This is a genomic window from Niameybacter massiliensis (genome assembly GCF_001282685.1).
Lineage (GTDB): Bacteria > Bacillota > Clostridia > Lachnospirales > Cellulosilyticaceae > Holtiella > Holtiella tumoricola.
In genome coordinates, this window is sequence record NZ_LN875035.1 from 72970 (window position 1) to 87048 (window position 14079).

Sequence of the window (14079 nt, forward strand, 5' to 3'; positions counted from 1 at the left end):
TACATGGACATTGAACAATTAGAAATATTAAAAAACGATGGATATAAAGCAATTGAGAAGGTAACTATACCTAAAAAGCTACAAGAGGAGCTTAATGCACTAAAAGAAAAAGCTAACTCTATTACAAATACAAATGAGTTCTACATGGTTTTAGATGATATTATTGCAAAACAAAATCAAATAGACACAGATGCACTTGTACAAATGTATATACTTGGTAGTTTAAATGAATATAAAAGAATGTCAGAGATGCAATTAGCATTAAAAAGGGCCCAACTTTAATTTGTTGGGTCCCTTTTAATTTTGACTATATCCTCAATATTACAATTAAATTCTAAACAGATTTTTTCTACAGTAGACAAGTTAACACTTTCGCCTTTTTTAAACTTAGCAATAGTATCCCAACTTAATCCAACGTGATCATGCAGGTATTTCCTATCCTTACTATGCTCTCTTAGTATTTCCTCTAATCCTATGTAACTTATCATATAAATCCCCCTATAAATGGCATTAATATAAAAATACCATTAATTGTAAAATAAATCTAGTTTTATCGGAATAATCAAAGTTATCTCGGCATATATCTAGTAGTGTATAAGAGATAGCCACTAGGTAGCCACACATTATAAGATAGTTATTAGAGTGTAGCCACTAAGTGTAGAAAGGGTGGGTAGATGATATTAGCACTTAATGCAGGGTTTTATAATACAAAAGTGAGAACATGTAGTACTAGAGAAATACATCAAACTAGGATACAACTAAATGAAAATGGTAGCAGGACTCTTATATTAGGAGATTGCTACTATGAAATAGGAGCAGGGTCTAGAGATATAAGTGATAAGCAGTTAAGTACATGTCATAATGTCTGCACCAACTACAATATTTTAAAACATGCAACATCAAATGAAGTCCAGCTTATAACAGCTTTACCTATGGCATTATATCTTAATAATCAATACAGAGATAAATATCGTATAAGTATGTATGGTAATCATGATGGTATTGTTGATGGGGAATATAAGAAGATAACGGTTACAGATTGTACAGTTTTTGCAGAAGGAGCAGCAGCTTACTTACCTCATAAAGCAGAATTAAAAAATGAAGTAGTAGGATTACTTGACTTTGGTGGTAACACAATTAATTGTATGATCTATGAATATGGTAACCTTTTAAAAGATACGATAAGTACACTTGATTTGGGAATGATTAAGCTGGAAAGGTTGATTATTGATGAATTGAATATCACTAAAAACTGGAATGTGCAAGATTATGAGATTAGAGGAATAATCAAAAGTGGAGAATGCAAAGAGATAGTAGACAAATGCATACAGTCACATTTAAAAGAGATACAGCAAAGGCTTTTAGAAAAGAAATGGAATATAAATAAGCTACATGTTTTTGCTACTGGTGGAGGAAGTAATCAGCTGGAACAGTATCTAATGAACAGTTTCAACAGAATAACAATAAGCAGTAATGCTATTTGGGATAATGTAGATGGTCTGTATTTAGTCGGGAGGGAGATTTATGGCAAAAAAACATATTAGCATAACAAACAAAAGAGTTCTAGATGCTTATGAAGAAGCTGCAAAAGATGGGAGAGGGTCTAGACTAATAGAAGAAGCAATTATTTACTACTTGGATAATATCGAACACGACTACATCACAAAAGAGCAAGTGCAGAGTATGATTATGGATGCACTTAGAAATATTGAAATAAAAAATCCTAACTATTCATCTGAAGAGTTAGGTAATGATATTGCAAGTATATTAGATCTATAAGGGAGGAAGATGTATGAAGTATGAAAATATAATTAAAAAGTTAAGAAGTAATAGTGTGAGAGTATATGAGGGCGAGTTTGATTATAAGCAAGTAACAATGGTGTCTGGTACAGCTTTAATTGACTTGATAGATGGGAAAGCAGTTCCTACATCTGCTAAGTACAATGATGTCGTAAAGCAGATCCAAGAAGGGAAGTCACACATTATGACCATAGAGGGTGGAAAGAAATGTCTAACACAATATGATAAGTTGTAAAAGAAAAAAGACCACCTAAAAGGCAGTCTGGTTGATGGGTGCACTTACCCACGATGCAGTAGAGTGACGACTACTCGGCTTCGCACTTCGTACCCGCTCACACTACAAGCGTATGATTTGAATTTTGAAATTATGCAAGTCTACTAGGTGTAAGAGAGAATATTAACAAATTATTTACAATTAAAAGATTACTGATGCACATACAGCAGCATAAGCAATAAGGTAACCTACCATTACTGGGAACATTTATTTCACATCCTTTGATTTATTATATCTAAGCATCTCCGTTTATGCCGAGTTATATACATCGATTTTAGATTTTTTATAGGAGGAATTTTATGCGATTAGGAAGTATAGAAGTATGCTATATCTCGTACAATAAGAGCCAGTATCAGATTGCTAGAGAAGAAATGGCTAAGGTTACATTAAGTGAATTGAAAAGCATTGTGGTAGGTGCTAGTTTTTTAATGGCTACTACAGTTAATATGCTTTATGCAAAAGTTAATGTTAATAGCTTTACAGATAAAGTCAATACAGAAGGATACAAGGTGCTAGGTATGCTACAGGCAATAGGGTACTGGGCGGCGATAGTATTTGCAGGAATAGATATAGTAAAGAACTTTAAGAAACAGGATATTAGTGGGATTATATCAACTGTATTGAAGTATTTTGTAGCAGTAGCAGTTTTATATGGTCTACCAGATATATTTGATTTAGCACGTAGTTTCTTTGATTAAGGAGGTATGTATATGTTAATGGCATGTAAGATAGTTGGAACAGTAGGTATCATTATGCATATATGTAAGATTCAAAAAGGCAGAGATATAGCAGTAGGAAGTAGCATAGTAGCTATTACCTGGGAGATTATAAAGGCGGTGATATAGTAATGGGGCAGATAATACATTTTCCGAACAGCAAAAAAGATGATAGTAATATTGATGTTGTTCAGGTATCAAAAGATAAAATAATTATAAATGGTGTTGAGTGTAAATGCATGGACCTAGAAGAGTTTATAATGGGTATGGATATTTCACCAGAATCAGAAGAACGATTTATCAAGGGGCTGTTTGAGATAATAAAAGAAGCTTGTTTTGAGGACATTAGAATATTAAAGATATTTAAAGAGATATTTAAAGGGAAGTGATTTAATGAAGTCTATGCTACTAAGTAAATACTTTGAAGTAGTTAACCCAACTTATACGACATTTATGATCACACCACACTCTAGCTGTAGAAACTATAATTCAAGTACAATAGCCAAAACTATGTCTACGATAAGACATAGGATACATAAAGAAGAAAAGAAGTATGTAGTAGAAACTAAGATGAAGTGTGTTTACATGATAGATATTTATAAAGATGATGTTAGGTTTTATTTTGTAGTGCCTACTATGTATAAGACCATGGTAAAGGAAAAGTTAAGTGCAACATGGCCCACAGCTACTATAGAAGAAAGTGAAGAAGAAGTTAAGTTTAATAGTGATAGCGTATACTACACTTTACAGTACAAAAAGAATGATGCACTAGCACTTAACGTAGATAAGAAAAGTAATGTGCTTCTAAATAACATGCTCAATGTAATAGATGTAATGGAACAAGGAGATAGGATTACGGTTATGTATAATTTTGCCTACACAAACAACTGGGGATGGCAGACTAAGGCGGAACAGACACAGAATAAGTACCTTAATAATATTCCTATACCCAAAGAGCCTACAGGGTGGGCTATTGGACTTAACTTACTTTATAAGATATGTGACTTCTTAGATGATTTAACAAATAAATTAATAGGGGCTAATGTATCAGATGTTAACCCCTTAACAGAACTAAAAAATGCACTTGTACAGAACCCTAAGAAGCTGTCTAATGAATCTATGCATAAAAGAAATGATACTATTCTAGGATTAAATATTGGCATTGTAAGCCATTCTGATAATAAGACCAGAGCAAACCAAAATGCTATTATGACTTGCCAAAGTTTTAGGTCACTAGATGGGGATAATAAGCTTGAATATTATAAGTGCCAGCCTAATAAGTATGCAGCTAATAAGATAGGAGTGGAAGAAAGTAGCTGTTTGCTACAGTTACCCGGGCGTGACCTATTGCAACAGCATAAGATAAACCATGTGAATGTTCTTGAGAGCAAAGTATATGATGAATTACTTGAAGGTATTATAAAGGCGGGTAAAAGTACTTATAAAGGTAATACTGTGCAAACTTACTTTAGTCAAGATAAAGAAATCTCTAATTTGCCATTTATACTATTAGGACCTATGGGAGCAGGTAAGACATTCCAAAATACGGAGTATGCTAAAGATGTTATAGAAGCTAAACAAGGGCTTATAGTGATAGACTATATTAAAAAGTGTGAGTTAGCAGATAGTATAAAGGCTATTACACCAAAGGATAGGTTGTTAGAAATAGATTTAAGCAAAGAAAGTAGTTTACAAGCGTTTGCATATAATGAGTATCACATTACAGGGAACACGGTTTTTGAACGTGTAGAAAGTGCTAATTTACATCAACAACAAGTAACTGCTCTTATAGATGCAGTATACACCGGCGATCCATTGTCGGGGCAAATGAGAAAGTTTTTTACAAGTGCTGCTGATGTAGTACTTATAAATGATAACATGAGCCTAAGAGATGTTATTAGATGTCTAGAAAACTATGACGCTAGACATGAATTTATCTCCAAAGTACCACCAGAATATATGGTGTACCTTGAAGAACAAATTGTAATGTTAAAACAGTTAGATGATGGAAAAATTATTAAGACGAAAGAGAGTGGTGAAGACGGAAAAGAAGTGATTGTAGAAATTTTTCAAGGTGATACTCGCTATAGCAAGATCGAACATATCATGGATCGTGTAAATAGTTTGCGAGAAGATATTAGAATGAGAATGATGTTTAATAAACCATCTTGTGATAACATAGACTTTTCAAAAGCAATGGACCAAGGTAAGATTATCATAATAAAGATGCCTGCTGATAAGTTTAGAAGCCAACACGTTAGAAATGTGCTAGTTACTTTCTTCATATCTAAAATATGGTTAGCGTGCAATATAAGAGGGGCACAACAAGATAGCTTATTGCCTTATCATGTATTACTAGATGAGATATTCCAGGCTCCTACAGCTTATAATCCACTTAGTAACATCTTAAGAGAGTGCCGTAAGTTTAAATTAAGACTAGGATTCACGGCTCATCAATTAGCTGACTTAGGAGAACTACAGAGTGGCCTTAAGAGTGCTGGTGCAAGCTATATACTTTTACAGGGAACTGATAAAGCAAACTTTGCATACCTAGAGCAAGAGTTTAAACAGTTTGGATTTACTGTAGATGATCTTCTAAATCTAAAGCGCTATCATTCACTAAACTTAATTAAGTGCAGTAAAGGTTATTCTGCTTATGAATCTGACTTATATGTAAAATAGTTACCCAAATTGCTATGGGTAAAGTTTTGGGTAAAAGTTACTCATAAAACAGCCTATTTAAACTTAAATATAAAATCTAAACCGTATAGTTTGCAACGTATATACATGCTATTGTAGACATAGCAAACATACACACCACGTAGAGACTATTGCTTATTTAGTTAAGTAATTCAACGGTTGTAAGGTTTTTAAAAGTATTAATGGGTAAAAAATGGATAGATTTAAATAATAAAAAGGGTAGAATCAATCTACCCTTTTTATTATTTAAATGATGGATAAAGACTTATAGATAAGCAAGTATTTGATTTAATAAGGAGTTGGCTTGAAGGATATCTTTTAAAAGTGAAAATTGAGTCAAGGAGTCTTCAGCAATTAAAAATTCATTAATTTGATCTTTAATAAATTTTAAATAACCACTTGCAACAACTAAGGTTTGAAGTTTGGAATTTTGTTCTTTTTCGGAGGAACTATTAATGGTTTCATGAACAAGTTTATTAGAGAAGTTATCAACATTACCTGAGTAAATAGAGAGTTGGCCAATAAGCTTATCATTGCTTTTTTGAGTCGTATTATTGGAGTAGCCTTTTTCTAAAATACTGAGGAGCTGTTTTTGATTCTCTCTAACAGTTTTGTAATACGTATCAATGGTTGTATCGAGCGAATTATTTTGTGTAGCAAAAGTCACAGAAGAAAGGCTCAAACAACATATAAAAATACCTATAAGGATGAAAAAATAATGCTTGTTTTTAAACATAATGGTACCTCAATTTTAATTGATTTTTAAATATATTATGAACCATCAAGACATTACATATGTAGATAAAAATAGATTTTATTTAAAATAGAAGTTATTGACAAAATATGAGAAGACTGATATGATCACATTAATTGAATAGAACATCTTCAGGGCAGGGTGCAATTCCCTACCGGTGGTATAGCCCACGAGCCGTAAGGCATGATTCGGTGTAATTCCGAAGCCGACAGTAAAGTCTGGATGAAAGAAGATAGATTATAAATGCTTTTTTTGCATTTTCTTTTAGTATAGTATGCTCTGGAATGATTTTTCATTTCAGAGTTTTTTGTATTTAATACAAATGTGGATTATTACTAAACGCTTAAAAGCTATTTATAGAATTGTTGAAATGCCTTGAACCTGTTTTGTTCAAGGCATTTTTATTTTGGAGGAAAAGTGTATGACTGACCAAGAGTATATGACACGTGCTTTAGAACTGGCTCGAAAAGGTTGTGGTTTTGTAAGTCCGAATCCTATGGTTGGAGCTGTGATCGTTAAAAATAATAAGGTCATTGGGCAAGGCTGGCATGAAAAATATGGACAGCTTCATGCAGAAAGAAATGCACTGGTAGGTTGTAAAGAATCCCCTCATGGTGCAACACTCTATGTCACTCTAGAACCCTGTTGTCATTATGGAAAAACACCACCTTGTACAGATGCTATTTTAGAGAGTGGTATCACAAGAGTTGTAATCGGAGCACTTGACCCTAATCCACTTGTATCTGGAAAAGGTGTTTCAATCTTACAAGCTAAGGGAATTGAAGTGGTGAGCGGTGTATTAGAAAAAGAATGTCTAGAACTTAATCAGGTATTTTTTCATTATATCAAAACGAAGACGCCTTATGTGGTCATGAAGTATGCCATGACTATGGATGGAAAAATTGCAACTTCTACAGGTAAATCAAAATGGATTACAGGAGATCAAGCAAGAATACATGTACATAAAGAACGCCATCGCTATACGGGCATCATGGTAGGCGTTGGGACAGTAATTGCAGATAATCCTATGCTTACGTGCAGGTTAGAAAATGGATGTAATCCGATTCGTATTATCTGCGACACCCATTTAAGGACACCTTTAAACGCTCAAGTGGTAGCAACAGCTTCTAGTGTAAGGACCATTATTGCAACGTGTTGTGCGGAAAAGGACAGATACATGCCCTATGAAATAGCTGGATGTGAGATTTTACTTATTCCTAAAAAAGATAATCATATTGATTTACAAATATTGATGCAGCAACTAGGCATATTAAAAATCGATAGCCTTATTTTAGAAGGTGGCGGGACACTCAATGCTTCCGCTATGCAAAGCGGTATTGTCAACAAGGTACAGGCTTATATTGCACCAAAGTTATTTGGTGGTGATGAAGCAAGGACACCTATTGGGGGTAGCGGTATTGATGAACCAACTTATTGCTTTAAAATGAAAAATCAAAAACTCACATGGTTTGGAGAAGATTTGTTATTAGAAAGTGAGGTGGAATATCTGTGTTTACAGGAATAGTCGAAGAGATTGGTAAAGTACAAGGCATACAGAAGGGAATGAAATCCTCTATCCTTATGATTACCGGGAATAAAATCTTTGAAGACTTGAAGATTGGTGATAGTGTATCTACGAATGGCGTATGCCTTACAGTGTCAAAGTTAGGGAATTGTACTTTTTATGCAGATGTGATGAATGAGACACTTTCTCGTTCTGCATTAGGAAACCTTACCATTGGAAGTTGTGTGAATTTAGAACGTGCCATGGCGAGTAATGGACGATTTGGAGGACATATTGTTTCAGGGCATATTGATGGTACAGGAAAAATTGTATCTATTCATAAAGATGATAATGCTATTTGGTATACCGTACAAACGGATTCTAAGATTATGAGATATATCATTGAAAAAGGTTCTATAGCCATTGATGGCATCAGCCTTACAGTAGCAAAAGTAGAAAAGGATCATTTTAGTGTTTCAATCATTCCCCATACAGCAAAAGAAACCATACTATCTCTAAAAAGGGTAGGGGAACTTGTGAATCTTGAAAATGACATCATTGGTAAATATATTGAAAAGTTTGTTACTCCCCAGAGTAACATTACAGAAGCATTCTTATTAAAACATGGATTTTAGGAGGGTAATATGTTTGAGTATCATACAATACCAGAGGCTTTAGAGGCATTAAGAAAAGGTGAGATCATTCTTGTAACAGATGATGAAGATCGTGAAAATGAAGGTGACTTTATTTGTGCCACTGAATTTGCAACAACACAAAATATTAATTTTATGGCTACCTATGGCAAGGGGCTCATTTGTATGCCAATGGATGAAGCACTTTGTGAAAAGTTAGGACTTCATCAAATGGTAACCAACAATACAGATAATCATACAACAGCTTTTACAGTGTCTATTGATCATGTGGATACAACAACGGGTATCTCAGCAGCTGAAAGAAGTATAACAGCATTAAAAGCCATAGATGAAGAGGCATGCCCAGAAGATTTTCGTAGACCAGGACACATGTTCCCACTTTTAGCTAAGAAAAATGGGGTGCTTGAACGTAATGGTCATACAGAAGCGACAGTTGATCTCATGAAGTTAGCAGGATTAAAGCCATGTGGGCTTTGCTGTGAAATCATGAGAGAAGATGGACATATGATGCGTACACCGGAACTCATTGAATTTGCAAAAGATTGGAATATGAAGTTTATAACCATCAAAGCACTGCAAGAGTATCGTAAAAGATTTGATCACCTTGTAGAGTGTATGGCAACACCTATGCTTCCAACATCTTATGGTAATTTTAGAGCCTATGGCTATGTGAATAAACTTAATGGAGAACATCATGTAGCACTTGTTAAAGGTGACATTGGTGATGGAGAAGATATACTTTGTCGTGTTCATTCAGAATGTTTAACAGGAGATGTATTTGGTTCTTCACGTTGTGATTGTGGTGATCAATTAGCTACTGCAATGAAACAAATTGAAAAGGAAGGTCGTGGCATTCTTCTTTATATGCGTCAAGAAGGCCGTGGCATTGGATTAATAAATAAGTTAAAAGCTTATGAACTTCAACAAGCAGGAATGGATACAGCCGAAGCCAATGTTGCTCTTGGTTTTGAAGAAGATTTGAGAGAGTATTATATTGGCGCACAAATTCTTAAAGACTTAGGCGTCAAAACCATGAGACTATTAACTAATAACCCAGATAAAGTTTATCAACTTTCCGATTTTGGAATCAAGATTGTAGAGCGTGTATCTATTGAAATAGAGGCGAACGAACATGATGCTTTCTATCTTAAAACAAAACAATGCAAAATGGGTCATTATTTAAACATACATTAATAAAAAATTAAGGAGATTAAAAACATGAAAATCTATGAAGGAAAATTGGTATCAACAGACATTAAAATTGGAATTGTAGTCGCAAGGTTTAATGAATTTATTACAAGCAAATTATTAGGTGGTGCAGTAGATGCCCTTACACGCCATGAAGTCAGAGAAGAAAATATTGAAGTGGCATGGGTTCCAGGGGCTTTTGAGATTCCACTTATTGCATCTAAAATGGCAAAAAGCAATAAATATGATGCAGTCATCTGCCTTGGAGCAGTGATTCGTGGTAGTACAACACACTATGACTATGTATGTAGTGAAGTTTCAAAAGGCATTGCTAGTGTTTCTTTGAGTAGTGATATTCCGGTTATGTTTGGCGTAGTCACCACAGAAAATATTGAGCAAGCTATTGAGCGTGCAGGTACAAAAGCAGGAAATAAAGGTTTTGATTGTGCAATGGGTGCCATTGAGATGGTGAACTTAATAAGAGAAATAGAACAATAAGCATGCTGAACTTAGTATTTGACTATGATGGCACACTTCATAATAGTATTGAAATCTATGCACCAGCATTTAGACTGGCCTATAAGGAATTAGTTGAAAAAGGATTTGCAGAGCCAAGAGACTATTCAGATAAAGAAATAAGCTATTGGTTAGGGTTTTCAGCAGCTGAAATGTGGCATACGTTTATGCCCACATTAGAAGCATCTCAAAAACAACATGCTAGTATGAGAATTGGCAAAGAAATGATTGGGCTTATCAAAGAAGGTAAGGCTAAGCTCTATCCACACGCATTAGAAATTTTAGAACAACTTAAAATAAAGGGTTATAACCTTATATTCTTAAGCAATTGTAAGCGTGCATATATGGAAGCACATATTGAGGCCTTTCAATTAGAACAATACTTTACTGAATTTTATTGCTCAGAAGATTATGGCTTTATACCAAAATACGAAATCTTTAATGTGATCAAGACACGTTATACAGGTGACTTTATGATTATTGGTGATCGATTTCAAGATATGGAGATCGCTCAAAAATATCAACTTGAATCAATAGGTTGTTTATATGGTTTTGGTGATGAAAATGAATTAGAAATGGCAACTTATAAGATACATACTCTAGATGAAATAGAGCAGACGATTTGTCTATTAGAGTATCCCATTAAAGATCATACAAGCGTTTTTATAAAGGAGTAGCGAAGGCTACTCTTTTTTGATGTTAATTTATTTTTGTCTATACGACACTATACTACACAAAATGCTCTATAAATTTGTTACAATACTACTATATTTTCAGATAATGGTTCAACTTATTTATAAGGACAAGAAGGAACTGGGGGATAGCCAATGTTAAAAGTATTTTTAGTCGAAGATGAATTTGCTGTACGCGAACGTATGAAAAAGAACATGGATTGGGAGGTACATGGGTTCTGCTTAGTGGGAGAAGCAGGAGATGGGGAATTAGCTTATCCTATGATTCAGGAATTACAACCAGATATTTTGATTACAGATATTCGCATGCCTTTTATGGATGGACTACAACTTATAGAACTCATAAAGCCAAGTATGCCTAAGATGAAAATTCTTATTTTAAGTGGCTATGATGAATTTGACTATGCAAAGGAAGCCATTCGTCTAGGTGTAACGGATTATTTACTTAAGCCCATTACATCTAAAAAGCTTCTAGAATCGCTAAGTGAAGTGGCCAATCTTATTAATAAGGAAAAACAACAAGAAGCGCACTATGAGCAGTGGCAGTTTGAAAACCAAGAAAAGTTTCAACTTGCTAAAAAGAAGTTTTTTTATGATTTAGTAACGGGTAGGCAAGGTATTCAGGCATTGATTGAAAAAGCTAAGGAATTGGAGCTAGATTTAACAGCCACAGCTTATAATATTATGCTTTTTAAAGTCTCATTTATAGACAAGTTATCCCTAACAGATGAAGAAGCTTTAAGACAAACCTTAAAAAACTATTTAAGCTTACAAAAACAGCTATTAGTATGTGAACGAGATGGGGAGGGCTATGCCATTTTATTAAAGGGCTCAGATGGAAATCTATCAAGTTTAGAACAAAATCTCATTACCCAAATTTCTGAACTTTTAAAAGCCTATCCTATTATGCATTATACATTAGCACTAGGAGAAAAAGTCAGTAGAATGAGTGAAATCCCTCATGCCTATGATACAGCAAGCCAAGCTTTAGCTTATCGTTATCTTCTGAATGACACACAAGTCTTACGCTATGATGCACTCAAAGATTATAATACCTTTGTTTCCAATCATTCTTTGGATTTACAGGAAGTTATCATTCCCAAAATAGATAAGAGGAAGTTAGAAAACTTTTTACATGACGGAAGAATTGAAGAGGTTCCTACTTTTATAAGTACCTATTTTAATCATCTGGATGAAAGTTTAGAGTCTTATTTGTTCCGTCAGTATCTGGTGATGGATATTTATTTTAGTATGACTACTTTTTGTGAACAACTTGAAATACCACCAGAAAAAATTGAACAACTTTATGGCAATTTACAAAATGTAAATTGCTTTATGCAAGATAAAGCAATTTTTAAGCAAACCATTGAAAACTGGTTACTTCAGAGTATCAAACTTCGTGAGTCTATAAGTAGTAAGCGCTATAATGCATTAATCAATCAAGTTAAACGTTACTTACAAGATAACTATAATAAAGAAACCTTATCCCTCAATCAAGTCGCCGAGTATGTGGGGATTAGTCCTAGCCATCTGAGTACACTTTTTAGTCAAGAAACAGGCCAAACCTTCGTCTCTTATTTAACGGAAATACGTATGGAAAAGGCAAAAGAACTTCTCCGTTGCACCAATATGAAGACGTTAGAGATCGGCTATGAAGTCGGCTATAAAGATCCACATTACTTTAGCTACCTTTTTAAGAAAACACAAAGTTGTACACCTAAAGAATATAGGAGAGCTTAGCATGAACTGGACCAATATGTCACTTAAAACCAAGCTTAAGCTTTTCATGTTTAGTGTACTGATACCTTTGGTGTGCTTAGTTCTTTATATGATTGTACGCTTTAGTACTTATACCGATCGCTATGTACCGATTATTAATGATATCAATATTGCCAATGCATTTGATATGCACTTTAAACAAGATGTAGACTACGCTATGTATCGTATTGCCATAGGATCTGAAAAATTCGAAAATACACAGATTGAACAGATTCTAAAAAGGAGTAAGGTTTATTTTAAACAACTTGAAGATGGAACAAATTTAGAAAAAAGTCGCAAACAAGTACGTATGGCTCAAAGAAATCTTGAACTTTTAGAGAAAAAAATCTATCAAATCAAAGCCAATTGCGAAGAGAGCGGGCACTATGATGAGAATATGTTTATCTTAGAAAATGATATTTACGTTTTTACCGAACTGATTACAGATGAAATCGAAGAATATGTTTATTATGAAGCCCTAGAACTTGAAAAAGTAAAACATGCTATTGAGAATGATATTAATCATATGCTCCAGATTATTTTACTTATTTTTGCATGTGTACTAGTGGTTACATGGCTGCTTATCATAGTCATCTCAGATAGTATTTCTAAACCACTTCAACACTTGTGTGAACTGACTAAGCAAGTAGGGGAAGGAGACTTTAGTATCAAACAACCTAAAAGTCGTGGGGATGAGGTCATGGCACTGGAGCAGAGCTTTCATACAATGGTTGGTAAAATAGAGAGCTTAGTGGAAAATGTAAAGCAAGAGCAAATTAACTTACGACAAATGGAACTTAAGCTACTACAAGTTCAAATTAATCCTCACTTTCTCTATAATACGTTAGATGCCATCAGCTGGATGGCCGAAGATGGACAAACGGATCAGGTCGTTGAAATGGTTTCAGCATTATCTGAGTTTTTTAGGACAGGACTGAGTAAAGGACGTGACTATATTACCCTCAAAGAAGAAGAAAGTCACATTAGGAGCTACTTACAAATTCAGAAGTTTAGATATGCAGATATATTGGAATATGAAATAGACATTCCTGAAGCTATTGGTGACTTTATGCTACTCAAATTAACGTTGCAACCTCTTATAGAAAACGCACTTTATCATGGCATCAAACAAAAAAGAGGTAAAGGGAAAATTACAGTAACGGCAGACTATGATGTTTATTCCATATTCTTAAAGGTGAAAGATAATGGGATTGGTATGAAAGAAGATGAGTTGCAAGCTTTAAGAGAGCGTGTAGAAAGAGGTAATTTAGCCACATCCGATAAAGGTTTTGGTCTTGCTAATGTACATGAACGTATTAGACTAAATTATGGTAATGATTATGGTTTAGTGATTGATAGTACCTATGGAGAAGGAACATGTGTAACCGTTTGTCTTCCGTCTCGTACAAGTCTCCCTAAAGAAAACTTACTTTTTCTATAAGAAAACACACCTTTTGTTCAAAAATTACTTGAGCTTTAAAAAATCAATAAAAAATTGAAATAAAATCAAAATATATTCTGTAT

General features: G+C 34.1%; 17 protein-coding genes and 1 riboswitch. Of the genes, 15 read left to right on the forward strand and 2 right to left on the reverse strand.

Features of this window, described 5'->3' with window-relative positions:
• Nucleotides 1-3: 3 nt before the first annotated feature.
• Nucleotides 4-282, forward strand: a complete 279-nt coding sequence (locus BN2390_RS05960) for a hypothetical protein (protein WP_053983447.1) — start codon at nt 4-6, stop codon at nt 280-282.
• Here the strand turns inward: BN2390_RS05960 and BN2390_RS05965 are convergent.
• A complete protein-coding gene (locus BN2390_RS05965; protein WP_053983448.1) occupies nt 279-488 on the reverse strand; it encodes a helix-turn-helix domain-containing protein in 210 nt (69 codons plus the stop codon). The genes BN2390_RS05960 and BN2390_RS05965 overlap by 4 nt on opposite strands.
• Nucleotides 489-674: 186 nt before the next feature.
• On the opposite strand from BN2390_RS05965, the gene BN2390_RS05970 reads away from it, so the two are divergent.
• The 7 genes from BN2390_RS05970 to BN2390_RS05995 all read left to right on the forward strand — a co-directional run bounded on the left by BN2390_RS05970 (nt 675) and on the right by BN2390_RS05995 (nt 5472).
• A complete protein-coding gene (locus BN2390_RS05970; protein WP_053983449.1) occupies nt 675-1544 on the forward strand; it encodes a ParM/StbA family protein in 870 nt (289 codons plus the stop codon).
• Nucleotides 1525-1779 carry a hypothetical protein gene (locus BN2390_RS05975; protein WP_053983450.1) on the forward strand — a complete coding sequence of 85 codons (255 nt, stop codon included), beginning with the start codon at nt 1525-1527 and terminating at the stop codon, nt 1777-1779. Before BN2390_RS05970 ends, BN2390_RS05975 begins: the two co-directional genes overlap by 20 nt.
• 13 nt (nt 1780-1792) lie before the next feature.
• Nucleotides 1793-2035 (forward strand): hypothetical protein, encoded by a 243-nt coding sequence (locus tag BN2390_RS05980; protein WP_053983451.1) that lies wholly within the window; start codon nt 1793-1795, stop codon nt 2033-2035.
• A gap of 338 nt (nt 2036-2373) precedes the next feature.
• Complete coding sequence (locus BN2390_RS05985; RefSeq protein WP_053983452.1) at nt 2374-2772, forward strand: hypothetical protein; 399 nt, start codon at nt 2374-2376, stop codon at nt 2770-2772.
• 12 nt (nt 2773-2784) lie between these two features.
• Nucleotides 2785-2919 carry a hypothetical protein gene (locus BN2390_RS22225; RefSeq protein ID WP_278308256.1) on the forward strand — a complete coding sequence of 45 codons (135 nt, stop codon included), beginning with the start codon at nt 2785-2787 and terminating at the stop codon, nt 2917-2919.
• 2 nt (nt 2920-2921) lie between these two features.
• Nucleotides 2922-3179: a hypothetical protein gene (locus BN2390_RS05990; RefSeq protein WP_053983453.1), complete on the forward strand. Its 258-nt coding sequence runs from the start codon at nt 2922-2924 to the stop codon at nt 3177-3179.
• Between the two features lie 13 nt (nt 3180-3192).
• Nucleotides 3193-5472: an ATP-binding protein gene (locus BN2390_RS05995; protein WP_207642817.1), complete on the forward strand. Its 2280-nt coding sequence runs from the start codon at nt 3193-3195 to the stop codon at nt 5470-5472.
• Between the two features lie 283 nt (nt 5473-5755).
• On the opposite strand, the gene BN2390_RS06000 is transcribed toward BN2390_RS05995, so the two are convergent.
• Nucleotides 5756-6226 (reverse strand): hypothetical protein, encoded by a 471-nt coding sequence (locus BN2390_RS06000; protein WP_053983455.1) that lies wholly within the window; start codon nt 6224-6226, stop codon nt 5756-5758.
• 141 nt (nt 6227-6367) lie between these two features.
• A riboswitch (FMN riboswitch) is annotated at nt 6368-6482 on the forward strand.
• Nucleotides 6483-6665: 183 nt separating this feature from the next.
• Here BN2390_RS06000 and ribD point away from each other — a divergent pair.
• From ribD to BN2390_RS06035, 7 genes are all read left to right on the forward strand, one after another.
• Nucleotides 6666-7769 carry a bifunctional diaminohydroxyphosphoribosylaminopyrimidine deaminase/5-amino-6-(5-phosphoribosylamino)uracil reductase RibD gene (ribD, locus tag BN2390_RS06005; protein WP_053983456.1) on the forward strand — a complete coding sequence of 368 codons (1104 nt, stop codon included), beginning with the start codon at nt 6666-6668 and terminating at the stop codon, nt 7767-7769.
• Complete coding sequence (locus BN2390_RS06010) at nt 7754-8383, forward strand: riboflavin synthase (RefSeq protein ID WP_053983457.1); 630 nt, start codon at nt 7754-7756, stop codon at nt 8381-8383. The genes ribD and BN2390_RS06010 overlap by 16 nt, the downstream gene beginning before the upstream one ends.
• A gap of 9 nt (nt 8384-8392) precedes the next feature.
• Nucleotides 8393-9595 (forward strand): bifunctional 3,4-dihydroxy-2-butanone-4-phosphate synthase/GTP cyclohydrolase II, encoded by a 1203-nt coding sequence (locus BN2390_RS06015; protein ID WP_053983458.1) that lies wholly within the window; start codon nt 8393-8395, stop codon nt 9593-9595.
• Nucleotides 9596-9619: 24 nt separating this feature from the next.
• The gene (gene ribH / locus BN2390_RS06020) at nt 9620-10087 is read left to right on the forward strand and encodes a 6,7-dimethyl-8-ribityllumazine synthase (RefSeq protein ID WP_053983459.1); all 468 of its coding nucleotides are present in this window, start codon (nt 9620-9622) and stop codon (nt 10085-10087) included.
• A gap of 2 nt (nt 10088-10089) precedes the next feature.
• Nucleotides 10090-10782: an HAD family hydrolase gene (locus BN2390_RS06025; RefSeq protein ID WP_082238626.1), complete on the forward strand. Its 693-nt coding sequence runs from the start codon at nt 10090-10092 to the stop codon at nt 10780-10782.
• A gap of 150 nt (nt 10783-10932) precedes the next feature.
• The gene (locus tag BN2390_RS06030; protein ID WP_053983460.1) at nt 10933-12537 is read left to right on the forward strand and encodes a response regulator; all 1605 of its coding nucleotides are present in this window, start codon (nt 10933-10935) and stop codon (nt 12535-12537) included.
• Nucleotide 12538: 1 nt separating this feature from the next.
• Complete coding sequence (locus tag BN2390_RS06035; protein WP_053983461.1) at nt 12539-13996, forward strand: sensor histidine kinase; 1458 nt, start codon at nt 12539-12541, stop codon at nt 13994-13996.
• The last annotated feature ends 83 nt before the right edge of the window (nt 13997-14079 follow it).

Coding starts and splice junctions, on each gene's coding strand:
- ribH (WP_053983459.1), top strand. CDS start 9,620: ATGAAAATCTATGAAGGAAAATTGGTATCAACAGACATTAAAATTGGA.
- ribD (WP_053983456.1), top strand. CDS start 6,666: ATGACTGACCAAGAGTATATGACACGTGCTTTAGAACTGGCTCGAAAA.
- BN2390_RS22225 (WP_278308256.1), top strand. CDS start 2,785: ATGTTAATGGCATGTAAGATAGTTGGAACAGTAGGTATCATTATGCAT.
- BN2390_RS05990 (WP_053983453.1), top strand. CDS start 2,922: ATGGGGCAGATAATACATTTTCCGAACAGCAAAAAAGATGATAGTAAT.
- BN2390_RS05960 (WP_053983447.1), top strand. CDS start 4: ATGGACATTGAACAATTAGAAATATTAAAAAACGATGGATATAAAGCA.
- BN2390_RS06015 (WP_053983458.1), top strand. CDS start 8,393: ATGTTTGAGTATCATACAATACCAGAGGCTTTAGAGGCATTAAGAAAA.
- BN2390_RS06000 (WP_053983455.1), bottom strand. CDS start 6,226: ATGTTTAAAAACAAGCATTATTTTTTCATCCTTATAGGTATTTTTATA.
- BN2390_RS06030 (WP_053983460.1), top strand. CDS start 10,933: ATGTTAAAAGTATTTTTAGTCGAAGATGAATTTGCTGTACGCGAACGT.
- BN2390_RS06025 (WP_082238626.1), top strand. CDS start 10,090: ATGCTGAACTTAGTATTTGACTATGATGGCACACTTCATAATAGTATT.
- BN2390_RS05985 (WP_053983452.1), top strand. CDS start 2,374: ATGCGATTAGGAAGTATAGAAGTATGCTATATCTCGTACAATAAGAGC.
- BN2390_RS06035 (WP_053983461.1), top strand. CDS start 12,539: ATGAACTGGACCAATATGTCACTTAAAACCAAGCTTAAGCTTTTCATG.
- BN2390_RS05970 (WP_053983449.1), top strand. CDS start 675: ATGATATTAGCACTTAATGCAGGGTTTTATAATACAAAAGTGAGAACA.
- BN2390_RS05995 (WP_207642817.1), top strand. CDS start 3,193: ATGCTACTAAGTAAATACTTTGAAGTAGTTAACCCAACTTATACGACA.
- BN2390_RS05980 (WP_053983451.1), top strand. CDS start 1,793: ATGAAGTATGAAAATATAATTAAAAAGTTAAGAAGTAATAGTGTGAGA.
- BN2390_RS05965 (WP_053983448.1), bottom strand. CDS start 488: ATGATAAGTTACATAGGATTAGAGGAAATACTAAGAGAGCATAGTAAG.
- BN2390_RS05975 (WP_053983450.1), top strand. CDS start 1,525: ATGGCAAAAAAACATATTAGCATAACAAACAAAAGAGTTCTAGATGCT.